We start from the raw sequence: 23,265 nt of genomic DNA, 5'->3' as shown, positions 1-23,265 counted from the left end.
TTTGGTCGAGGTACGTTAGTTATGCAGATAATACCTTGCCCACATACAAACATTAATGCGAATTGATTCGATTTGCGATCGAGATTGCAACAATGTGTAGGTAAATAAAACGTAAATCCTAAATGCGAACTAGTTCACTTTTTTTCAGGGGAAATAGGGTTAAGTAAGGCGTTCGAAGGGGACAATCGGTTTTCTCGCCTTGATAAATAGGCCATTAGCCCTTATTTATAACAGATACAGATTGTTGAGGAGTCAATATGAGCAACCCTTTGCTTAGCGGCGCAAAATTACCGCTTTTTTCACAGATTAAACCGGAACATATTCAAGTCGCCGTTGAGCATGCCATTGCTCAGTGCCGCACTAAGATTGATGAAGTGCTGCAGAACCAAGGTCCTTTTACGTGGGACAACTTGGTCGCGCCATTAGAACAGGTTGACGATGAGCTAAGCCAAATTTGGTCGCCCGTTTCTCATATGAATTCAGTGACTAGCACAGATGAGTGGCGTGCCGCCCATGATGCTTGTTTACCTCTTTTATCGGAATACGGTACTTACGTTGGCCAACACCAAGGTTTGTATCAAGCCTATAAAGCGCTGCGAGCATCCAATGAATTTGCACAATTGAGCCAAGCCCAGCAGATGGTGATAGAGCACAGCCTGCGCGACTTTGAACTATCGGGTATTGGTTTAGATGACGCGCAAAAAGTGCGTTATGGCGAGATTGTAAAACGTCTTTCTGAACTCACCAGTGGTTTTTCGAATCAATTACTGGATGCGACGCAAGCTTGGACTAAGTTGATCACTGATGAAGCTGAGCTTGCTGGTTTGCCTGAGTCTGCCAAAGCCGCCGCTAAAGCGATGGCGCAGTCGCGTGAGCTAGAAGGTTGGTTATTTACCTTAGATTTTCCATCTTACCTACCCGTCATGACTTACAGCGAAAACCGCAGTCTTAGGGAAGAATGCTACCGTGCGTTTGTCACTCGCGCTTCAGACCAAGGCCCCAATGCCGGAGAGTTTGATAACAGCCCGCTGATGGACGAAATTCTTGCTTTGCGCCACGAACTCGCATTGTTACTCGGTTTTGACAGTTTTGCTGACAAATCTCTGGCGACGAAAATGGCTGAAACGCCGGCGCAGGTGATGGCATTTTTAAATGAATTAGCGCTGCGCTCAAAGGATCAAGCTAAGGCAGAACTGGCTGAGCTGAGAGCGTTTGCAGAGGCCGAATATGGCGTGACTGAAATGGCCTCTTGGGACTTAAGTTTCTATGCTGAGAAGTTGCAGCAGCATAAGTATGAGATTTCACAGGAAATCCTGCGTCCGTATTTCCCCGAAGATAAAGTGCTCTCGGGTTTGTTCTACACAGTATCGCGTTTGTTCGGCCTTAAAATCCTTGAGCAAAAGGATTTTGACCGATGGCATAAAGACGTGCGTTTCTTCGATATTTTCGACGAAACTGACGAACACAGAGGCAGTTTCTACCTCGATTTATATGCCCGCACAGGTAAACGTGGTGGTGCTTGGATGGATGACTGCCGTGTGCGCCGTCAAACCGCCAATGGATTACAAAAGCCAGTGGCTTATTTGACCTGTAACTTTAATGGTCCGGTCGATGGCAAACCTGCGCTGTTTACCCATGATGAAGTGACAACCCTGTTCCACGAATTTGGTCATGGTATCCACCACATGCTGACAAAAATCGATGTTGCAGGCGTGTCGGGTATCAATGGTGTGCCTTGGGATGCGGTCGAGTTACCGAGCCAATTTATGGAAAATTGGTGCTGGCAGGAAGAAGCCTTAGCCGAAATTTCTGGCCACTTCGAAACGGGCGAGCCATTACCTAAAGCCTTGTTGGATAAAATGCTGGCGGCGAAAAACTTCCAGTCTGGCATGATGATGCTGCGCCAACTCGAGTTCTCGTTGTTCGATTTTAGAATGCACCACGAATACGACCCCGCTAAAGGCGCGCGCATTCAAGAAACCTTAGACGAAGTGCGTCGTCAGGTGGCCGTATTAACACCGCCGGATTTTAACCGTTTCCAACATGGATTTGCCCATATTTTTGCGGGCGGTTATGCCGCAGGTTATTACAGCTATAAATGGGCAGAAGTGCTGTCGGCGGATGCGTTTTCTCGCTTCGAAGAGGAAGGTATTTTCAACCCTGAAACGGGTCGTCGTTTCCTGCACAATATCCTCGAAATGGGTGGTTCAGCCGAGCCGATGGACTTGTTCAAACAGTTTATGGGACGCGAGCCGAATATCGATGCCCTGTTAAGACATTCAGGCATTGCTGCATAAGCAATTGTGAGTTTTGATAAATCAGCCCCTTTTAATGGGCTGATTATCTGAGGGTATTTAGCTTAATCGAACGATAAAAAGACGCCCTAGGGCGTCTTTTTTGTGAGCTATATCCCGCTTGCCCTGTGGTATGACCTCTGTTAGCCTGTGGCTCTTATTTCAAGGGCGGCGCGTTATGAATCTGTATTTTCGTTTGTTTTGGTTGTTATTCTGGCGCACGCGCCATTGTCGTAAGATCGATTTTCTAGGGACAAGCCGTATCACTTATCGTGCTTTACCGAGCGATTGCGATATCAATTTCCATCTCACTAATTCTCGCTATCCCGCGTTTATGGATCTGGCGCGGACCTATATGTTGGCTGAGATGGGTCTGCTGAAACGTTTCTTAAAGTTGAAGTGGATGCCGATAGTTAACGCCGCCGAATTTACTTATATTCGCGATATTAAGCCGCTGAAAACTTTTGAGATTGAAACCAAAGTCGTCGGTTGGGATGAAAAATATTTCTATATTGAACAACGCTTTGTGAGCGAACGTGGCCTACATTGTATCGTGCATGTGCGCGGTGTGTTTGTGTGCAAAGGTAAGCAAGTGCCGTTAGATGTACTAGTGAAAGAGGCGGGTTATACCGATCCTGCACCTGAGTTGCCGCCAGAAGTCGTGAAGTGGAAAGCGTTTTTGCAGTTGAAGAAAGAACGCAATATGTGATTGTGTTGAGGCATGACTTACTCGCTAAGGTATGCCTCTTATTCCTGCCGTTTCCTCCATCTCAGCCAGTAACACCTCTTCTTGTACTAACATCCAAGCGCCACGCAGTTGTGCCTGCTGCCAATAGCGCACGATTTCATCTAAATCCAACAGGTTTAGATGTTGGAAGCTATAGCTTAAACAAGGGATGAGTGCACAGTCGGCTAAGGTAAAACTGTCGCCACAGACCCAATGATGTTGTGTGAGTTGCGCGTCTAAGCGTTGAAACTGTGTCAGTAGTTGCTTCTCTAATTGTTTGATTTCGAATTCATTGCTGTCTTCTATGTGCTTTAACTTTTCTAATTGAAATAATGGGTTGTTAATATCATTGTCTATGATGCGATCGAACAAACGTACCTGTAAGTTGCGTTGTGGTTCTTGTGGCAGCAGCTGGGTACTGTTTTCAAAATGCCTATCTAAGTACTCGATAATAATGCTGGATTCGGGTATCAGCTGTTCATTTTGGGCTTTAAGCAGGGGGATTCGCGCTTGCGGATAACGTTGGTGAAATTCCTTGCGGGACAAAGGGTCGCGTAGATCTATGATTCTGGGGTAGAAGTTGGCCTGCTTTTCATAAAGTGCGATGAGCACTTTCTGTGAATAGCGTGATAACGGGTGATAAAAAAGCTCCATAGGCACTCACTCCAAACCCAGTCTTTTACGGACTTTACGTTTTAACTTTAGTCGTAATTGAAGCGCTTGCTGTAAGAGTTTTCTTAAAAAATGCTGGAATAAACACAATTTTTCTTGGCAAAGCCAAGTGATCCATCAGGGGTAAAAATAGGTATTATGAGCCCATATAGGAAGTGTCGGGATTTAATCATTTTAAAGGTAATAATATGAGCCAGTTAGAGCGTTTTTCATCTATTTATGCCAGAGCCAGTGAGCGCAAAGGCGGACCTGCTGGACTCGAAGCCTTATTGTCTGGTTGCCTGTCTGATGATGAAATTCGCCAATATCGGGATGCTGAATTATTGTCGGCGATGAGCCGTCAGGTGTTTCAAAGTGGTTTTGTATGGCGGGTGGTTGTGAACAAATGGCCCGAGTATGAGAAGTCTTTCTTTGGGTTCGAACCGCATAAAGTATTAATGTTATCGCCTGAGCAAATTCAAGCGCGGGCAAGTGATGCGACCTTGATTCGCCATCTTAAAAAGACTCAAGCCATTTATGATAATGCTCTGATGATCCACGATGTTGCTCGCGAACATGGCAGCTTGGCGCAGCTGATCGCCGCTTGGCCGACGCAGGATATTATCGGGTTGTGGGCATTTTTAAAGAAACGAGGTACTCGATTGGGCGGGAATACGGGTCCCTATTTTCTGCGCGGTATTGGCAAAGATACTTTTTTGTTAACCGATGATGTACAAGGTTATTTTAAAGCACATAAGTTAGTCGATGCGGGCTTTTCATCACAAACGGCGCTTAAGCAAGTGCAAGCCGTATTTAATCAGTGGCAACAGGAGTCGGGTCGTTGTTTGGCTGATATCAGCCGTATTTTGGCTTGCAGCGTGGGCGATAATCGAATTTAGTCCTGTTAAGTTGTGATTGAAGATGAACAAATTAGTTTTAATAGACAAATATTGCTTTGCTAGCAATATTTGTCATTACAGAAGCATTATTTGTGGGAGTCTGAGTTTCATTTAATGGGGTATTAATCTGAATTTCGGGTTTGCTCCGTTTTGGGGTAACCACTAAAATAGCCCGCTAGCTATTATTTGTGACTGTTTAATTGTGTGGCGTTACCTCATAACGCTGGCGCTGCCTTTTAGCCGTGCACAAATAGTAGATGTAATAAACTGCACAGCAATCCGCTATCGGATGTATTCATGTTTTTACGCACAAGCAGTCTGAAGCCAGCTCTTTGCTTACTCTCTTTCGGTATTGTCAGTCTTGATAGGGTCGTTTTTAACGACTTGATGCTGAGAGTGGCCTGAGTAAAAACAAGCGCGCTGCGTTTTCGTCTCTATGTACAAATTATTGCAACAAGTGACGGTTAAGCTAACGTCATTGAGCTGTGGGCCTTGGCCTGCCGCAAGTCTAGAATATGAACAGATTTGCAACATATTCAATATGGAGTAGGCTTATTGGGTGTTTTACGGCATATCTCCCTAACAATGCCACTCAAAGTTAACCGATTTTTTAAATCGAATAACAATTCGATGAATATAGTAATGCTGAATGAGTGAAAATTTTCATTAGTTTACAATTTAGTTTCGTTATCTTCCTTGTTGATTCATATAGGCTATGAGATAAATAACGGATTTGATTTTAGTTACAATTACGGCTCGTGTCAGCGCAATAAGTGTACTGGTATGTGGGCAGTTAATATTTGAAGGAGTTCTCATGCGGCAGACAATTAAACTTGCCTCAGTTATAAGCGTGGCGTTATGGATGGCAGCTTGCAGCCCTCAAGAAGAGAGCGCTCAGGCGGGTGCTGGTCCACGTAGTATGGAAGTGGGAATCCTTAATGTTGTTGCCCAGCCACAAGTGATTCAGGTGGAATTACCAGGACGCAGTAAAGCTTTCCTCGAGGCTGAAGTTCGTCCACAGGTTAACGGTATTATCACTAAGCGTAGTTTTGTTGAAGGTGGCAATGTGAAACAGGGTGAATCCTTGTATCAGATTGACTCTTCAACTTATAAAGCTGCTTTAGTGAGTGCCAATGCTGATTTAGCCAGAGCGAATGCGGGCTTAGCCTCAGCAAAAGCTAAGGCGGCACGTTATCAGCAATTGGTAAAAACCAACGCCATCAGTAAGCAAGAGTTCGATGAAGCTGAAGCGGCTTATAAAGAAGCATTGGCAAATGTTACCGTGGCTGAAGCTGCGATTAACACCGCTAAAATCAACCTGCAATATACTGAAGTATTAGCACCTATCTCTGGTCGTATCGGTAAATCGAGTGTGACTGCGGGTGCGTTAGTCACTGCCAACCAGAGCCAAACGCTGGCGACGATTCAACAACTTGATCCTATCAATGTGGATATCGCGCAATCGAGTGCTCAGTTGTTACGTCTTAAAGCTAAGTTGCAGCAAGGTAAACTACAAGCTTCAGAAAATGCAGACGTGAAATTATTGCTTGAAGATGGTACTCAATATAGTCATCCGGGTAAGTTGCAGTTCGCTGAAGTGAGCGTGGATCCAAACACTGGCTCCGTTATTCTGCGCGCAGAATTCCCTAACCCTGAAGGTATCTTGTTACCTGGCATGTATGTTCGCGCTATGTTAAATGCGGGTACTGATCCACAGGCTATCTTGGTTCCACAAAAAGCGATTACGCGTAACTCTAAGGGTGAAGCTGTGGCTATGGTGGTGAATGACCAAGGTTTAGTCGAAGCGAAAACAGTGACGACCGCAGAAGTGATTAACAACCAATGGCGAGTCACTTCTGGTTTAACTGTGGGCGACAAGTTGATTGTGGAAGGATTACAGAAAGTTCGTCCCGGCGCTCCAGTAACCACCAAAGTTATTTCTGAAACGCAAGCACAATAGGGCATAGCTATGGCACGTTTTTTTATTGATCGCCCCATCTTTGCGTGGGTGATCTCCTTGATTATTATGCTGGCGGGGATCCTCTCGATCCGCTCGCTGCCAGTGTCCCAATATCCTAACATTGCACCACCGACCGTGGTGATCAGTGCTAACTATCCTGGCGCTTCCGCTAAGATTGTTGAAGATTCTGTGACTCAGGTGATTGAGCAACGTATGACGGGTATCGATCACCTCCGTTATATCGCCTCAGCCAGTGACAGTTTTGGTAATGCTGAGATCACTTTAACCTTTAACGCTGAAGCCGATCCGGATATTGCACAGGTTCAAGTACAGAACAAGTTACAGGGCGCTATGACCCTGTTACCGCAAGAGGTGCAGGCGCAAGGGGTTAACGTTAACAAGTCGAGTTCAGGCTTCTTAATGGTATTAGGCTTCGTATCGACCGATGGTTCGTTAGATAAAGGCGATATCGCCGACTATGTTGGTGCGAACATTCAAGATCCTATGAGTCGCGTACCTGGCGTAGGTGAAATTCAGTTGTTTGGTGCCCAATATGCGATGCGTATATGGCTAGATCCGTTGAAATTGACTCAATACAACTTGACCAGTTTAGACGTTATCGCAGCGATTCGTTCTCAAAACGCTCAAGTTTCAGCTGGACAGTTAGGTGGCGCGCCCTCTGTGGCAGGCCAAGAGTTGAACGCAACGGTATCGGCTCAAAGCCGCTTACAAACGGCAGAAGAGTTCCGTAAAATTATCCTTAAATCGGATATTTCAGGCGCAAACGTCTTCCTAAGCGATGTGGCACGGGTTGAATTAGGTTCTGAAAGTTATGCTGTGGTGTCACTGTATAACGGTCAACCTGCGACAGGGTTAGCGATTAAGCTGGCAACGGGTGCTAACGCGCTTGATACTGCTGAAGCTGTTCGTGAAAAAATTGCTGAGATGAAACCTTTCTTCCCGCAAGGGCTAGAAGTTGTTTATCCATACGATACAACGCCTTTCGTTGAAAAATCGATAGAAGGTGTAGTGCATACCTTGCTTGAAGCTATTGTACTAGTGTTCATCATCATGTACCTCTTCTTGCAAAATTTCCGTGCAACTTTGATCCCGACTATTGCGGTACCAGTGGTATTGCTGGGAACCTTTGCGATTCTGTCGTTAGCGGGTTTCTCGATTAACACTTTAACCATGTTTGCTATGGTGCTCGCCATTGGTTTGCTGGTGGACGATGCGATTGTGGTGGTGGAAAACGTCGAGCGGGTAATGGCCGAGGAGGGCTTAAGTCCACTGGAAGCGACGCGTAAGTCGATGGATCAAATTACCGGTGCTTTAGTCGGTATCGGTCTGACCCTCTCTGCAGTGTTTGTCCCTATGGCATTTATGTCAGGTTCAACGGGGGTTATTTATCGTCAGTTCTCTATCACTATCGTATCTGCGATGGCGTTGTCTGTTCTAGTTGCTTTGATTTTAACACCTGCACTTTGTGCGACTATGCTCAAACCGATTAAGAAGGGCCATGCTCATATCGAAACTGGCTTCTTTGGTTGGTTTAACCGTAGTTTCGATAAACTGACTAATCGTTATGAGTCGAGCGTTGCTGGGATCATCAAGCGCGGCTTTAGAGTGATGGCGATTTACGTTGTGCTGGTTATTGCAGTGGGTTGGATCTTTATCCGTATGCCTACGGCGTTCTTACCAGATGAAGACCAAGGTATTTTGTTCACGCAAGCCATTTTGCCGACTAACTCAACTCAAGAAAGTACCTTAAAAGTATTGGAGAAAGTGTCTGATCACTTTATGGCTGAGGAGGGCGTGAGGTCGGTGTTTAGCGTGGCGGGCTTCAGTTTTGCGGGTCAAGGGCAAAACATGGGTATCGCCTTCGTTGGTTTGAAGGATTGGTCTGAACGTGAAGCGCCTGGTATGGATGTGAAGTCTATTGCTGGTCGCGCTATGGGTGTGTTCGGTCAGATGAAAGATGCCTTAGTATTCGCCTTCGTACCGCCTGCGGTAATCGAGTTGGGGACGGCGAACGGTTTCGACATGTACCTGCAGGATAAGAACGGCCAAGGCCACGAGAAGTTAGTGGCGGCACGTAATCAACTGCTTGGTATGGCGGCACAGAATCCAAATCTGGTGGGTGTGCGTCCAAACGGTCAAGAAGATGCGCCAATTTATCAATTACATGTAGATCACGCTAAGTTGAGCGCGTTAGGCATTGAAATCACTAATGTAAACAATGTGCTTGCAACGGCTTGGGGTGGTTCTTATGTGAATGACTTTATTGACCGCGGCCGCGTGAAGAAAGTATATGTGCAAGGTGATGCCCAGTATCGTATGCAACCGGGAGATTTAGATTCTTGGTACGTGCGCAATAACAAGGGTGACATGGTGCCATTCTCTGCGTTTGCCACTGGTGCATGGGAATACGGTTCTCCACGTTTAGAACGCTTTAACGGCTTACCATCGATGAACATTCAGGGTGCCACGGCTCCTGGTTTCAGTACCGGTGCAGCTATGACAATTATGGAAGACTTAGCCAAGCAGCTTCCTCCTGGTTTTGGTGTCGCGTGGAACGGTCTATCGTATGAAGAACGTTTATCGGGTAACCAAGCGCCAGCGCTGTATGCTCTGTCGATCTTAGTGGTCTTCTTAGTATTGGCAGCACTCTATGAAAGCTGGTCGGTACCCTTTGCAGTTGTGCTCGTGGTTCCGCTCGGGATCATCGGTGCCTTGATTGCAATGAATGGTCGCGGCTTGCCAAACGACGTGTTCTTCCAAGTGGGGCTGTTAACCACAGTAGGGTTAGCGACTAAGAACGCCATCTTGATTGTGGAATTCGCCAAAGAGTTCTATGAGAAAGGTTCAGGCTTAGTCGAGGCGACCTTGCATGCGGTGCGTGTGCGTCTTCGCCCCATCTTAATGACGTCTCTAGCCTTTGGTCTGGGTGTTGTGCCGTTAGCTATCAGTACCGGTGTCGGCTCTGGTAGTCAAAACGCCATTGGTACAGGTGTACTCGGCGGTATGATGAGCTCGACTTTCCTAGGGATCTTCTTCGTACCATTATTCTTCGTGATAGTGGAGCGTCTCTTCAGTAAGCGCGAGAAGAAAGGTAAAGAACAGAAGCCAAACTCAGCTGAATAAGCTCGATCGTTTCTAAACTTCTAAACTAAAGCCCTGCAATTGCAGGGCTTTTTGTTATTTTAATGCTGTTAGTTATAAAGATGGATAGGCACTGTGCGCGAGTTCTGGCATATTGCGCTGAGGCAGTTAAGAGGACGAAACATGGATGATGCTGCGTTGGAATTGCAAAAACTAGATGCACTCATTGCTAAAGGTAAGATGTACGTCATTTTGGTCTTTGGCGTATTTTTCTGGGGTATGCTGACGTCCCTCGTGGTCGCCTTAATACATTATTTTATCTCGGGCGATCCATTCTGGGCGGAACTGCAAAGAGCGCTCTATATTTATCCCATTGGCGGTATTTTATTTGGTTGGTTTGTGTGGGTGCAGATTAATCGTAAGCGAGATAAACTTCGCTCCCAATAGTATCAATAGTTCTGGTTAAGCTGAGTGTAGGAGTGACATGGTGTTTTCGTGGGGTAATCTTGCCACTAAGCAACTTATCGTGGGAATGATATGCCATGGCATAGCGCTGGCATTTTTGGCCTATGGCGTTTATGCATTTTACTTGCAGGAGCTTGTACTACCAGAGTTAACTCGCTGTGTCGGTGCTGCTGTGTTATTTGTGGGCATGGGGCTAGCCCCTCAATTATTTTTTATGTCAGTGAGCCAGATAGTATCGCAAGCTGAGGACACGACATTAAAATCTACCCTGCAGACCTATGTGTTTAATCTAGGTATTTTTTTGATGATCTGCAGTCTGTTAATGGAATGGCTATACGACTAAAGCTATTGAATAAAGAAAGGGCGTCGACTTCATCATCGACGCCCTTTTTATTGCGGTTAAGGCGTGTAGTAAGTCGCGGCTCCCGGCCCAACGGGCAGACCAAAGCCAAATACCCACAGGAAGAAGAACGCTGTCCAACCCACGAAAAACACGAGCGAGTACGGCAGCATAGTGGCGATCAGCGTACCTATCCCTAGGTTTTTCTGGTAACGACAGGCAACTGCTAAAATCAAACCAAAGTAGCTCATCATAGGTGTGATTAAGTTAGTCACCGAATCCCCAATACGGTACGCCGCTTGAATCGTTTCGGGCGCATAACCAACCAGCATGAGCATAGGCACAAAAATAGGAGCGGTAATTGCCCACTGGGCCGAGGCACTGCCAAGCATCAAGTTGATAATGCCGCAGAGCATAATAAAGAACAAAAATACGATTGGGCCCGTCAAGCCTATGGATTGCAGTGCATCGGCACCTAACACCGCCAATACTGCGCCTAAATTACTCCAGTTGAAGAAGGCGACAAACTGTGCGGCGAAAAAGACGAGGACGATATACATGCCCATAGTGCTCATGCTGTGGGACATGGCATTGATGACATCTTTATCATTTTTGATGCTGCCCACGACTTTGCCGTAAATAAAGCCCGGTATGGCAAAACAGATAAAGATAAAGGCGACTATGCCCTTGAGGAATGGTGAACCTGAGATGAGACCGGTTTCAGGATGGCGCAGCGGTGCGCCTTCTGGTACGACTGAAATCGCTAAAATAACCGCGAGCACTAACATAGATAACCCAGCCCATTTTAAGCCGCGTTTCTCAATAGCACTGATGCTCTCCATCGATTGCAGTACGGTTTCGTCTGCATCATCATCTTGGTATTGACCTAACTTAGGTTCGACGATTTTCTCTGTGACAAAGGCGCCAAGGAAAGTGATCACAAAGGTGGAGACAAACATGAAGTACCAGTTTACTTCTGGGCCGACGTTGTATTGAGGATCTATCATGCGCGCGGCAGCTTCGGTAATGCCCGATAGCAAGGGATCGACAGTACCAAGCAATAAGTTAGCGCTATAACCTCCTGAAACCCCGGCAAAAGCGGCAGCTAAACCTGCAAGTGGATGGCGGCCAAGGGAGTGGAAAATCATCGCCGCCATAGGGATAAGTACCACATAGCCAAGCTCGGCAGCGGTGTTGGACATAATGCCGGCAAATACTATGGTCACAGTGACTAATCGTTTAGAGGCGCCCATGACTAAAGCACGCATAGCCGCAGATAATAAGCCAGAGCGTTCGGCAATCCCGACGCCGAGTAGTGCCACGAGCACAGTGCCGAGCGGCGTAAAGCCGGTAAAGTTGGTCACTAGATGCGAGACTATCATCCGCAAACCTTCGGCGTTCATTAGGCTCACCACATGGATTAAACCGTCGGCACTGCGGCCGTGTGAGCCAATAGGTCTAGGATCGACCACGGTTAACCCAAAGTAGCCCGCAATACCTGAAATAATGACCACTGCAACACAGAACAGTGCGAATAAGGTGATTGGATGGGGCAGCAGATTGCCTAAGCGTTCAACAATATTGAGAAAACGTACAAACCAACCACTAGAGCTGATATCGCCCTGTTGTGGATTGGGTTCAGAAGCTTTTTTTGGGGGAATATCGCCGGAATTAAAACTCATCGTCCTTCCTTTATGTCGACCTTTACGCAGCGCAATATTTGGACCCTATAACAGACTCGAGACATTGCCGACGGCCGATTGTGGATGACGTGGCTGAGGGGATAACTCTAGGTGCAAGACTCGGAGTGAAAGCTAAGGTAAAAGTTAAAAAATTAGCGGCAAAGTATGATTGTTAAGTTTTAATTGAAACTTAAATGTTGCTATTGACTGTGTTGAAGTGAGCAGGGCTAAAATTAGGATAAAAAAATGGACTCTCGAGGAGTCCAGTATTCACGAGCAAAATTGGATGCTCTAATGTTGTGCCATATCACTATAGACGTTGTTTGCTGTATCGGAGCTGAATATCGATAAATTTATAGGTTAAATGCTGTTTTTTATGCAGATGATCACTTTTCATCGTTGAATATGGCCAGTTTCATTGATGATTGCTCGTTAGATGACATTGCCAGCTCTGACCAGCGAGTAATTTCATTGTCTTAATCAGCCCGCAGGTGAAATTTTCACTCATTTATGGTTAGCTGTATCCTATTAACAAGAATAAGAAACCTAAGGATGGAAGATGGAAAAATTGTTATTGGGATTAACGCTGATTTTTATCGTGACCTATCTTTGGTACGTCAGCCTAGTCAAAAAGCGCAATACCGCGCTCGAAGCCTTGTCGGGTATCGATGTACAGCTGACCAAGCGTGCCGACCTTGTGCCTAATATTCTAAAAATCGCTAAACGATTTATGGAGCATGAAAAGTCACTGCTCACTGAAATCACCGAATTACGCACTCAGCTCAGCCATAATTACAACAAGGCCGATCCGAGTGCCGTTAAAGAGCATTTAGTTCAGGCTGAGCGGTTGAACGACAAAATGAGCACCTTGATGGTGAATGTGGAGAACTATCCCGAGCTCAAGTCCGACAACACTATGTTGCAGGCGATGCAGACCTATAACGAGGTCGAAGCACACATCTCAGCTGCGAGGCGTTTTTATAACTCGGCAGTTTCCGAGCTTAATACTGCGGTAGAAATCTTCCCCGGCTCGATTATCGCTTCTATGGCGAGTATTAAAGTGATGCCATTCTATGAGGTGAGCGAAGCGGCAAAAGCGCCCGTAGATGCGGCCGAATACTTGTAAGTTTAGCTGTGCAGGGTGAGTTATCACCCTGCAATACTATGACATCAATATGAATATCATCACTTTTATTTTAGGTAGCCCGATTCGGACTTATCGGGGGCCTGTTGGTTTGACTGCGGATTTGGACGAACTACCTCAACTCGAAGCGTATTACGAAGAACATATCGCTCCAATCAGTCGCAAATATGAAACTAAGCGTGTGGCTTGCCTTAAGGCGGCGCGTAAACGTTTGTATTTGAGTTTGATGATAGTGCTTGGGTTGAGCTTGCTCACCGTTATTGGCTACTACAGCGGTGGCGCTTATTTCCCGCCTTTGCCATTGCTTGCCTTAGTCGGATTATGCTGGTGGAGCTTTGCTCCGACTCGTGAGTTTAAGCATTTGGTTCAAAATGATATTTATCCGCTGATGTTTAAATATTTCGGCGATGATTTTATTTATAGCCGCGAAATGCGCCTCGACATGAATCGACTCGTTGCGGCTAAAGTATTACCGCGATACGACAAAGTCAGCTTCGGTGACTATATACAAGGCTGCTATAAGGGCGTTGAGTTGGCGGTCAATGAGCTTACCCTGACCAAGAATGTGCAAGTCGAAGAGCTGGATGTCAGTACCAGCAGGCGCAGAACTGTGACCCGCACGGAAACCCAGTTTCGTGGCTTAGTGGTTGAGCTTAGTAGCCATAAAGCGTTTATGGGTCATACTGTTGTGCTGAGGGATCGCGGTGGTTTAGCAAATTTCCTTTCCGACAGCCATGCGGGACTGGTACGAGTCAAACTTGAAGATCCGCAATTTGAAAAAGAGTTCGACGTGTTTTCAACGGATCAAATCGAGTCACGTTATTTGCTCAATACGGCATTTATGGAGCGCTTACAGGAGCTTGCCAAACATTTCGATGGCAATATTCAATGTGCATTTTTCCGCAATAAATTGACTTTGTTCCTGCCGAATCGCAGAACGCATTTTCAAATGCAGTCCATTTTTTATGGCGCAACCTTTTCAGTAGAATTTAGTCAGATAAACCGAGAAATGAAGCAACTCTTTGCTATTATTGAAGTACTTAAACTTAATCAGTACACGGGACTTTGATGTTGCTTACTCGCTTAGCGCTTGCTCGTACACTGACTTTTGCAGCCTTTTCATTGCCCTGCAGATTTGAGGCGCTAGGCCTGTGCTTATTATTGATATCGAGTTTGATGATAAATGCAAATGCTGAGGAGGCGCGCGAAAAAGCTAAGCCGCGTATTGTGGCGCGGTACTCACAGAGCGGCATAGTGAGTAGTGAAGGTCTAGAAAAGCTCAAAATTTATCAATACCAACAAGCTAATGGTGTCACCGTATTTACCGACAAAGCCCCCGCAAATAACCAGTATCAAATTTTGTTATATGACTGTTTTGCCTGTCGTCCCGATTCGACCATAGACTGGAATGGTATTCGGTTATTTACCGCTAATTATGATGCCTTGATCTCCCATGCAGCCCATAAGCATCAACTTGATCCCGCCTTAATCCGCGCTGTGATCCACGCGGAATCAGCCTTTAATGCGCGTGCACTTTCGCGAACTGGCGCCATGGGATTAATGCAATTGATGCCAGAAACAGCAAAAGAAATGGGTGTGGCAAATGCATTTTTACCCGAAGAGAATATCTTAGGTGGCAGTAAGTATTTGGCACAAATGCTAAAACAGTTCAATGGTGATATCGCATTGGCCTGCGCGGCTTACAATGCGGGGCCGACGACCGTGGTTCAGTACAATGGCATTCCGCCCTATCCTGAAACCCAAGCCTATGTTGAGCGTGTGAAAATTTTATTGAAGCGTTACCGCGAGCAGAAGGACGTTTAGTTGCCGCATTGATAAGCTAAAATGAAGTGGCGAAAATCCGGAGATCATCGCCGCCATTTGAATCGAAGGTTACTCGCCGACTTCCCATTTTACGGTAATGTCACCGTCCACTTGTCCAAGTGTTTTACCCAAGTAATCCATTAATTCAGTTGCGATTTCGTCTAACTGCCAAGGTGGATTGATGATCCATAATCCTGCCGCTGTCATGCCAAATTCATCTGAATCGGGCTTAATGGCTTGTTCAATTCTCAGCTGACGTTTAATGCCACTGCTGGCGAGGCGCGATAACATACCTTCGGTCTGAGCACGATTTACGACTGGATACCACAGGATAAACACACCCGTAGCAAAACGCTTGTGCGCTTTTATCAGGGTTTCGGCCACATCTTGGTAGTCGGTTTTCATCTCGTAGCTAGGATCGACTAGCACCAGAGCACGACGCTCTAATGGTGGTACTGCGGCGATAAGGCCTTTTAAGCCATCACCTTTGATCACTTTAACTTGTCTGTCTTCGCAGAAATAATCATCCAATAACACATAATCAGTGCTGTGCAGCTCGTGCAAGACCATGCGATCTTTAGGCCCTAGCTCCATGTCGATAATGGCGGGTGAACCTGGGTAGAAGTTGAGTTCTTCTGGATTTTCTTCATTAAAATGGCGCACGGCGGCGACATAGTCCTGCAGTGATTGTGGTAGGTCAGTTTTATCCCAAAGCTTAGCTACACCTTCGAGGTATTCACCTGTTTTCTGTGCAAATTCATCGCTTAAAGCATAACCACCCGCACCTGCGTGGGTATCGATATACACGAGTGGTTTGTCTTTTTTGTGCATCAGCTGCAAGGTTTGTAGCAAGATGGCGTGTTTCAACACATCGGCATAATTGCCAGCGTGATAACCATGGCGGTAACTTAACATGGGGGATCCTAGTAATTTGCAAACATAGCAAAGAGAGGCAAATGCCAGTCGGCAATTATACCTGCGATGCTTCTAGGCGTAAATTTAATGCCTCAGTTGGCGCTCTTTTTATTGGTAAACCAATGTGTGGGGGTTTGCATTTGAAAGGTTTTCAGCCAGAGATTCGCTGGTGCAGGTTTACCGAATAAATAACCTTGAAATTGTTCGCATCCTAGCGCTGTGAGTTGCAATAACTGGGCTTCGGTTTCGATACCTTCGGCAATGACGTTGAGTTTTAAGCTCTTGGCTAACAGGATGGCGGCGTTAACAATTTGGGTATGGCGTTCACTAATGCCCATTTGACTGACAAAGTAACGGTCGATTTTAATTGTGTCGGCACTGATATCAATGAGCTGGCTTAATGACGCATGGCCAGTGCCGAAATCGTCAATGGCGATAGAAACCCCCATGCGAGCTAAGGTGTTTAAGCGTCGTCCTGTTTCTTTATGGGTTGAAAATACAGAGGTTTCAGTAATTTCAATTTCCAACAATGGGATGAGTTCAGGATGATTCATATAGGTTTGGATCAACACTTTAAAGAAGCGATCCGACAGAATATCTTGCCCAGATAAATTAAAGGCAATCCTGACCAGAGGCACATTTTTAGGCCAAGAACGGATCAGTTGTAGTAATTGCCTGAAAACTTTTATCGCAAAAATCGCCTGCAATTGAGATGACTCTATGATGGGGATAAAAGTGTTCGGCATGATCATAGTGCCGTCTTCGTCAAACATTCTGGCTAGCGCTTCAAAGCTAGTAATGTGGCCATTGGCCATCACTTTAGGTTGCAGCCACATTTCAAGGCGGTTGTGTTTCAGCGCGTCACGGATTCTGGCTTTTTGCGATGAAGCTTCGAGCAGATTGTTAATCAAACCAATGTAATACACCATCACTGGGCTAGCTTGGGTGGTTTGTTTTATGGCAATTAAACATTGCTCCGCGGCTTGCTGCGGTGAGGCTTTATTACCTGAGCTGCAACCGACTCTGCACTCGAGATGATATTCAGTCTGTTGTTCTTGCTTAAGTTGTAGGTTTGTTGGAATACGCTCGCGTAATTGTAGCGCTAGGTTTTCAGGGGAGATAAGCGGCAGGCTAGTAAACTCGAGTGCAAACGATGCTCCTCTAAATCGGTATATTTTTGCGATATGACCAAAGCGATTTTTGAGTTCAATAGCAAAGGCTTTTAGGATGGCATCTCCGACGCTGATACCGAAAGCAGCATTAATTTGGCTAAGATTATCAATTTTGATTAAGGCTACGGTCATTTCCAGATGGATCAAGCTTGGCGCTGGGTTATACAAGTGATTTTCGTTGGGTAATCCCGTCACTAAATCATAGAAATGCGTGCTGATGTGGTGCTTTTTAAGTCGACTCAGCTCAATCGCATGGTTTGCCTGTTCTGTGACATCGTGGCAGTGAAACAACAAAGTATCATGGTGCTGTAATGAGGCTTTTTGCAGCAGATATTTAGTGCTGTTATTGTTCTTTAAATGGGTAGGAAACGAGGCCGCCAGTAAATTTGTGCTGGTATCTTCGGTAAGTTCAAAAATGTCACATAGGCGAGTGCGGTTTAGTGTGACTTCTCCAGCGATTTCCCTCGCGGCATTATTCAGGTTGAGAATGACTCCATCCTCATTGCAGAAGAAAGAGGCTGTACCATTATTTTCAAATATTTCAGCATATTGGTCTAATGTATGTTGCAGTGCATTTTGATGCTGGATCATTTGCTGCGCATGGATTTTCTGGGTTTTTAGCAGGCGCATCGCCGACAACGGGATACAGATATTAAAAAACATAAACAGCAAACCGTTTAGATAAGCGTGGGTCGCAGGTAGGCTGATATCAATATCGATAATGGGTGGCAGGTTTTGGTTACGCAGTAGCAGTAAAAAAGGCAATACGTTGAAACACATCATAATAAAAGCGACTTTTCTGCCAAACAGGAAAAGCGCCATCAAGGGCAAGGTATATAAGAAAGTAATACCTACCTGCGATAAGTTAAAGTCAGGGATAAACAACAGCATAGATAAACAGGCTGCAATAACCATCGCCAGCAGGCTGATAGAGCTGACGAGTAAATATTTGCGCGTAAACCATAAAGACAGGAATAGTACAGTTAAAAAACTGACCGTAATGCTGATAATGAAAGTGAGGTTTAACTCATACGCAATTAAAGAGCTATGCAGCACTATGCTAGTGGTCAAGATGGCGCCACTGAGCAGAATAATCCGCAATAAGCTGGTTTTTAATATCGTTTTGTCAGGATTTAAAAAATCTTGCTCCCTGATAAACAAAAAACCTTTTAGCCATTGAAGCAAAAAAAGTCCTTATCCCGTACGGAAGTCACGCAGGTTGGCTGGGGACGTAACATATAACATAAATCACTAAACTGTTATACAAATAGATTGCCGGCTTTATAAATCAGTACATTACAGTGTGATGCTTGTTTGAATTATTAAGGGCGTACTGAGACAAATTGGCTAAGACAGTGATGAGCTTAGCGATGTGTTTTGCTTACTAGCATATTCATAAACGAGATTTTTAGGCATAATGGCCATCATTTTCGTTGGTTAGAAGACAGCCTGTGACCCCGATTTTTTTCAATCAGCAATACCCAACACTTGTGGATATTTGTGCACGTTGGCAACTCGTCTACGATGCGAATGCGACCTTCGAATTGCGTTTTGAATCAGATACTTTATCACTGCATAAACGCGATGAGCCTAAGCTCGATGGCATAGTGGTGGATTTTGTGACTGGCGCCGTCGCCCATAGACGTAAGTTTGGTGGTGGTCGCGGCCAATCTATCGCTAAAGCGGTGGGATTGAAGCAAGGGGTAACACCAAGTGTGGTTGATGGCACTGCGGGTTTAGGGCGCGATGCGTTTGTGCTCGCAAGCCTTGGTTGTACAGTAACTATGGTTGAACGTCATCCTGTGGTTGCCGCATTACTTGAAGATGGCTTACGCCGTGCTTATCAAGATGCTGAAATCGGCGATTGGATGCGTGAGCGGATGCGCCTGTTTCATGGTTCTAGCCTAGAAGCACTATCGAAATTGGCACAAGAGGTGGATGTGGTTTACCTCGATCCTATGTACCCCCACCGTGATAAATCGGCCCTTGTTAAAAAAGAAATGCGTGTATTCCAATCCTTAGTCGGTGCTGATTTAGATGCCGATGGCTTACTCACCCCAGCTTTAGCCTTAGCAACTAAACGTGTCGTCGTTAAGCGCCCAGACTATGCCGAAGATTTGGATGGGGTTAAGCCTAATACGGTTATTGAAACCAAGAAAAACCGTTTCGATGTCTATGTAAAAGCTGCGATGAAATAGCGAAGATTTTTCTCATCGCGAACATTGTATGCTTTCAGTGACAACGGCTTAGCTCATGTCGATATTTCAGTTTTATGGGCTATTTTCTTTTTTATACCCACTTGTGATTTTTTATATGAAACTCATTCCTCTGCTAAAACAACCGCGAATTCACTGACTATTCTAATGTGAAACTTCTCATAACATTATGTTTCGTATTAACTATTTTGTTTATAAAGAGGATTTGCAATGCAGAACAAGCATTGGTCAAAAGTTCAGTTATTGCATGAAGTGGTCACCAATCCCAATATCATAGTGAAAGGCCAACATAGCTATTACAGTGATTGCTGGGATGCTGGCTTTGAGGGATCAGCAGTGAGATATCTTCATGGTGATGAAGTGAGCCGTGAGTGGGAGCCTAAGTGGCCTATCGATAAACTTTATATCGGGAACTATGTGTGTATCGCTGCCGAAGTTGTGATCTTAATGGGCGGAAATCATACGCATAGAGCAGATTGGTTTTGTTTATACCCCTTTATGGATTTCATCGAGGAGGCCTACGTAGGCAAAGGTGATACTCATATTGGTGATGGGGCTTGGTTAGGCATGAGATGTATGTTGATGCCAGGGGTGACGATAGGTGAAGGTGCGGTTGTTGCCGCAAATAGTGTCGTCACCCAAAATATCGAACCCTACAGTATTGTGGCGGGGTCACCTGCAAAATTAGTCAAGTATCGGTTCGATAAAGACGTTATTAGTGAGTTACTGGCGTTAAAAATATACGATTGGCCTGCCGAAAAGTTTGAAAGCTTAAAGCGGTATTTGTGTTCGGCGGATTTTGACGCGCTCAGCAAAGCGATCACTCTCTATGACCAATCTGTACATCAAAGCAAGTAACCGTTAGTCCCAAAGTCAAAGGTCGCGCTCAGTCGAGGCCTTTTACTTATCCTGCCTTAAATCTGCTTTTGGGCGCTTTCGCTAAGTCGGCCAGTTCTTCGATGATCACCCGTAGCTTGGGTTGGAGGTAAGGAGTTTTAAGCCAAATCAAGTGGATGGGTGTGTCGTCACTGGCGAGTTCGTCCAGTACCGAGATAAGTTCACCGGTTTTAAGGCAGTCCTCAACCAACCATATAGGCACTTGCGCTAAACCCACTCCCGCCAGTGTGGCCGCTAAAATGGCTTCGCAATCAGCGATTTCGTGGCGTACTGGAATGTCATAGGCCTCAGTGACCCCATCCTAATTTTTAAGTAACCAGCGATGTTGCTGCCCAAGCGGCCAGCCGACAATGCATTGGTGCTGGCTGAGATCTTCTTTGTCTTGTGGCGTGCCAAGTCGAGCGAAATAGGCGGGAGACGCGCAGATCACTCGGCGTTGTTCCCCTAATCTGCGGGCGACTAAATCCACAGTGTCGCCGAGTTGTCCGACACGCACCGCCAAATCAATGCCGTCACTGAACAAGTCGGTCGCTCTATCGTTAAAGGTAATGGATAACTCGAGCTTGGGATATTTTTGCGATAGTGATAATAGGGTTGGCAGTATATATCGCCGCCCAAAAGTGACGGGTAAATCCACTCGCACTCGACCTGAGGGAATTTGCTGTTCGCTGCCGAGTCGGCTCTGTGCATTGTCTAGGATTGCCATGGCATTTTGGCAATTTGTGAGATACGAATCGCCATCATTGGTTAAGCTTACACGCCTTGTGGTGCGGTGCAGTAGCTTAGTGCCTAAGCGGGTTTCTAATCGCACTATGCTTTTACTGAGCGCCGAACCAGTCATGCCTAACGCCTGCGCCGCTAAGGTAAAACTGCCGAGCTGGGCAACTGTGACGAAATGGCGTATCTCAACAAATTGATTATTTATCACGGCAATTAATTCCTTATAGGACTTAGTGAAGGTCATTTTAGTGACTTAATCATGGCAAGTGAATCGCGTAAGCTACTACCACAGTATGAAAATGAGCGTTAACGTACAAGCGAACGTCATTTTGTAATTGATTAAAAAGGTTTTTCTATACAATAAACCTTAACCTCCTATTGAGTGAGCAAACTATGAAATCGTCGAATAATCTGCAAGGTAAAGTGGCTTTTGTACAAGGTGGTAGTCGTGGTATCGGTGCCGCCATTGTTAAACGTTTAGCGAGTGACGGCGCAGCGGTTGCCTTTACCTATGTGTCATCTGAGGCCCAATCACAATTGCTGGTGGACGAAGTTATCACTCATGGCGGTCAAGCCATTGCCATTAAGGCCGACAGCACAGAGCCGGAGGCGATTCGTCGTGCCATCCGCGAGACCAAAGCGCATTTCGGTGGCTTAGATATAGTGGTCAATAATGCGGGCACGTTGATTTGGGATAGCATCGAGAACCTGACGTTAGAGGACTGGGAGCGAACCATTAACACTAATGTGCGCAGTGTGTTTGTGGCGAGCCAAGAAGCCGCGCTGCACATGAATGACGGCGGCCGGATCATCAATATCGGTAGCACGAACGCTGAGCGTATTCCGTTTGTAGGTGGTGCGATTTACGGCATGAGTAAATCGGCCTTAGTCGGTTTGGCCAAAGGACTCGCGCGGGATTTAGGCCCTCGAGCTATTACGGTGAACAATATTCAGCCTGGACCTGTGGATACCGATATGAACCCTGATAACGGTGATTCATCTGAGCCCGTTAAGGCGATAGGCGCCCTAGGGCGTTACGGTAAAGCCGAAGAGATCGCCAGTTTTGTCGCCTTTATCGCGGGCCCAGAAGCGGGTTACATCACAGGGGCGAGTTTGATGATTGATGGTGGGTTTTCTGCATAAGTTTTGTCTGTATTTATCTTTTAGGCAAAAGTAGGCAAAAAGTTTGATTCCAGTCATTAATAAGCCTGCACAAGAGTCACTCTGGCGGGCTTTGCTTAAGTTGTTGCTAGTTATGCAGAATCAATATGTTAGAGCATAAAAACTCGTTGATTATGATGGTAAGACCTTAGGTCGTTGTTACTCAAATTATCCGTCAGCAAAGCGTGGTTTTATTGAAATGGTGGACTATGGCTTGACTCAGGCAAGGCGAAATAATTTGCTTGTTGATGAACTATTGTTACAATCCGCCGGTCTTATCTTCAGCTATCTGTTGAAAGACAATCATTTTTTATCTTTATTATCAAAGAATAAGACGAAGGGAAATCCAAATTTCTAAGTTATCGACTAAGCAAACAGGCAACTTATGGGGCGTGATGGTGTTTACCATTCTGACCTTGTTCTGTTTGACTCAAAATAGTGGAATACTTAACTTGTTGCTCAAGGAGTCGAGCGCGCAAGCGATGTCGGTTACGTCTTTTTCTGGTGCTGGTTTTAGCGCCAACTCAGCTTTAAATACCAGTTCAGCTTCAAACAATATGGCTAGCCACGCCGATGCTCAAGCGGCGGGTACTGAGCTGGTCAAAAGTGAACCTAAAAAATGTGAATTGTCTGAGAAATCGATCCGAACCTGTATCGACACTCCGAGTACCATCCCATTTCTTATCCTGCTGTTCCTACTGCCGTTACTTCCCCGCGCCTCCCGCGTGATAACAGTGTTACCCATACAAGGTTATCAAGCTAAACCTAGGCGAATACATCTCACACATTGTCGCTTTCAAGAATAAAAACTTATTTATCAATTTGATAGGTGGGTTTGTTTAGGCATGTTTTCTCTCAGTCAATATTTGACTTTTCTCGCCAGTTTGCCGGTAGAAAAGAAAGTTAAGCGGCTGCAGAACATCCAATTTTACACATCACACCTCCCTATCTGACTGCTTGAACTTAAGCCTTCTATCACGCTGATGTTTCTTAAGCCATAACGATATTGGTAACCAGAACATAGCGTTAGCCAATATTTATATGGCCTAGAAGCAAGGTAAGCATGCACGCAGCATCACAGAGTCTTGTTTAACTT

18 protein-coding genes and 1 pseudogene are annotated in these 23,265 nt (G+C 45.6%); 14 read left to right on the top strand and 5 right to left on the bottom strand.

Annotation, left to right across the window (positions count from 1 at the left end; translation table 11 throughout):
- The first annotated feature begins 257 nt into the window (after positions 1-257).
- Positions 258-2,297: an oligopeptidase A gene (prlC, locus tag GWI56_RS06610; RefSeq protein ID WP_105250706.1), complete on the top strand. Its 2,040-nt coding sequence runs from the start codon at positions 258-260 to the stop codon at positions 2,295-2,297.
- 175 nt (positions 2,298-2,472) lie between these two features.
- Positions 2,473-3,003: a thioesterase family protein gene (locus GWI56_RS06605; protein WP_011791203.1), complete on the top strand. Its 531-nt coding sequence runs from the start codon at positions 2,473-2,475 to the stop codon at positions 3,001-3,003.
- A 24-nt stretch (positions 3,004-3,027) separates the two neighbouring features.
- Here GWI56_RS06605 and GWI56_RS06600 read toward each other — a convergent pair whose 3' ends face one another.
- Positions 3,028-3,675: a glutathione S-transferase family protein gene (locus GWI56_RS06600; protein ID WP_131524442.1), complete on the bottom strand. Its 648-nt coding sequence runs from the start codon at positions 3,673-3,675 to the stop codon at positions 3,028-3,030.
- Between the two features lie 206 nt (positions 3,676-3,881).
- Between GWI56_RS06600 and GWI56_RS06595 the strand changes: the two genes are divergently transcribed.
- From GWI56_RS06595 to GWI56_RS06575, 5 genes are all read left to right on the top strand, one after another.
- Entirely contained in the window at positions 3,882-4,571 is a 690-nt protein-coding gene (locus GWI56_RS06595) for a DNA-3-methyladenine glycosylase I (protein WP_173497830.1), read from the top strand.
- Between the two features lie 814 nt (positions 4,572-5,385).
- Positions 5,386-6,531, top strand: coding sequence for an efflux RND transporter periplasmic adaptor subunit (locus GWI56_RS06590; protein ID WP_105250703.1), 1,146 nt, complete (start codon positions 5,386-5,388; stop codon positions 6,529-6,531).
- Positions 6,532-6,540: 9 nt separating this feature from the next.
- Entirely contained in the window at positions 6,541-9,675 is a 3,135-nt protein-coding gene (locus GWI56_RS06585) for an efflux RND transporter permease subunit (RefSeq protein ID WP_105250702.1), read from the top strand.
- A 141-nt stretch (positions 9,676-9,816) separates the two neighbouring features.
- The gene (locus GWI56_RS06580; RefSeq protein WP_198572451.1) at positions 9,817-10,080 is read left to right on the top strand and encodes a hypothetical protein; all 264 of its coding nucleotides are present in this window, start codon (positions 9,817-9,819) and stop codon (positions 10,078-10,080) included.
- Between the two features lie 37 nt (positions 10,081-10,117).
- A complete protein-coding gene (locus tag GWI56_RS06575) occupies positions 10,118-10,441 on the top strand; it encodes a hypothetical protein (protein ID WP_198572450.1) in 324 nt (107 codons plus the stop codon).
- A 56-nt stretch (positions 10,442-10,497) separates the two neighbouring features.
- Here GWI56_RS06575 and GWI56_RS06570 read toward each other — a convergent pair whose 3' ends face one another.
- Entirely contained in the window at positions 10,498-12,120 is a 1,623-nt protein-coding gene (locus GWI56_RS06570; RefSeq protein WP_206766008.1) for an AbgT family transporter, read from the bottom strand.
- A gap of 559 nt (positions 12,121-12,679) precedes the next feature.
- Between GWI56_RS06570 and GWI56_RS06565 the strand changes: the two genes are divergently transcribed.
- The 3 genes from GWI56_RS06565 to GWI56_RS06555 are packed head-to-tail and all read left to right on the top strand — an operon-like array spanning position 12,680 to position 15,088.
- Positions 12,680-13,246: a LemA family protein gene (locus GWI56_RS06565; protein WP_173248363.1), complete on the top strand. Its 567-nt coding sequence runs from the start codon at positions 12,680-12,682 to the stop codon at positions 13,244-13,246.
- A 49-nt stretch (positions 13,247-13,295) separates the two neighbouring features.
- Positions 13,296-14,333 carry a DUF3137 domain-containing protein gene (locus tag GWI56_RS06560; RefSeq protein WP_198572449.1) on the top strand — a complete coding sequence of 346 codons (1,038 nt, stop codon included), beginning with the start codon at positions 13,296-13,298 and terminating at the stop codon, positions 14,331-14,333.
- Positions 14,333-15,088: a lytic transglycosylase domain-containing protein gene (locus GWI56_RS06555; protein ID WP_168826208.1), complete on the top strand. Its 756-nt coding sequence runs from the start codon at positions 14,333-14,335 to the stop codon at positions 15,086-15,088. Before GWI56_RS06560 ends, GWI56_RS06555 begins: the two co-directional genes overlap by 1 nt.
- Before the next feature lie 69 nt (positions 15,089-15,157).
- Here the strand turns inward: GWI56_RS06555 and rlmJ are convergent, their stop codons facing one another.
- On the bottom strand, positions 15,158-16,003 hold the full coding sequence (gene rlmJ, locus GWI56_RS06550) for a 23S rRNA (adenine(2030)-N(6))-methyltransferase RlmJ (protein ID WP_198572448.1): 846 nt from the start codon (positions 16,001-16,003) through the stop codon (positions 15,158-15,160).
- A 92-nt stretch (positions 16,004-16,095) separates the two neighbouring features.
- Positions 16,096-18,360, bottom strand: coding sequence for a bifunctional diguanylate cyclase/phosphodiesterase (locus tag GWI56_RS06545; protein WP_198572447.1), 2,265 nt, complete (start codon positions 18,358-18,360; stop codon positions 16,096-16,098).
- A gap of 266 nt (positions 18,361-18,626) precedes the next feature.
- Between GWI56_RS06545 and GWI56_RS06540 the strand changes: the two genes are divergently transcribed.
- Both GWI56_RS06540 and GWI56_RS06535 read left to right on the top strand, forming a co-directional pair.
- The gene (locus GWI56_RS06540; protein WP_063882138.1) at positions 18,627-19,373 is read left to right on the top strand and encodes a class I SAM-dependent methyltransferase; all 747 of its coding nucleotides are present in this window, start codon (positions 18,627-18,629) and stop codon (positions 19,371-19,373) included.
- 228 nt (positions 19,374-19,601) lie between these two features.
- Positions 19,602-20,249 carry a CatB-related O-acetyltransferase gene (locus GWI56_RS06535; RefSeq protein ID WP_198572446.1) on the top strand — a complete coding sequence of 216 codons (648 nt, stop codon included), beginning with the start codon at positions 19,602-19,604 and terminating at the stop codon, positions 20,247-20,249.
- A gap of 46 nt (positions 20,250-20,295) precedes the next feature.
- Here the strand turns inward: GWI56_RS06535 and GWI56_RS06530 are convergent.
- A pseudogene (locus GWI56_RS06530) lies at positions 20,296-21,216 on the bottom strand (LysR family transcriptional regulator).
- A 185-nt stretch (positions 21,217-21,401) separates the two neighbouring features.
- Here GWI56_RS06530 and GWI56_RS06525 point away from each other — a divergent pair.
- Positions 21,402-22,151 (top strand): 3-oxoacyl-ACP reductase family protein, encoded by a 750-nt coding sequence (locus GWI56_RS06525; RefSeq protein ID WP_198572445.1) that lies wholly within the window; start codon positions 21,402-21,404, stop codon positions 22,149-22,151.
- 413 nt (positions 22,152-22,564) lie between these two features.
- Positions 22,565-22,975 (top strand): hypothetical protein, encoded by a 411-nt coding sequence (locus GWI56_RS06520; protein ID WP_198572444.1) that lies wholly within the window; start codon positions 22,565-22,567, stop codon positions 22,973-22,975.
- The last annotated feature ends 290 nt before the right edge of the window (positions 22,976-23,265 follow it).

Source organism: Shewanella sp. DW31 (assembly GCF_015767295.1).
GTDB lineage: Bacteria > Pseudomonadota > Gammaproteobacteria > Enterobacterales > Shewanellaceae > Shewanella > Shewanella oncorhynchi.
Note: the sequence above shows the minus strand (reverse complement) of the source record. Positions and strands in the feature narration are given on the sequence as shown.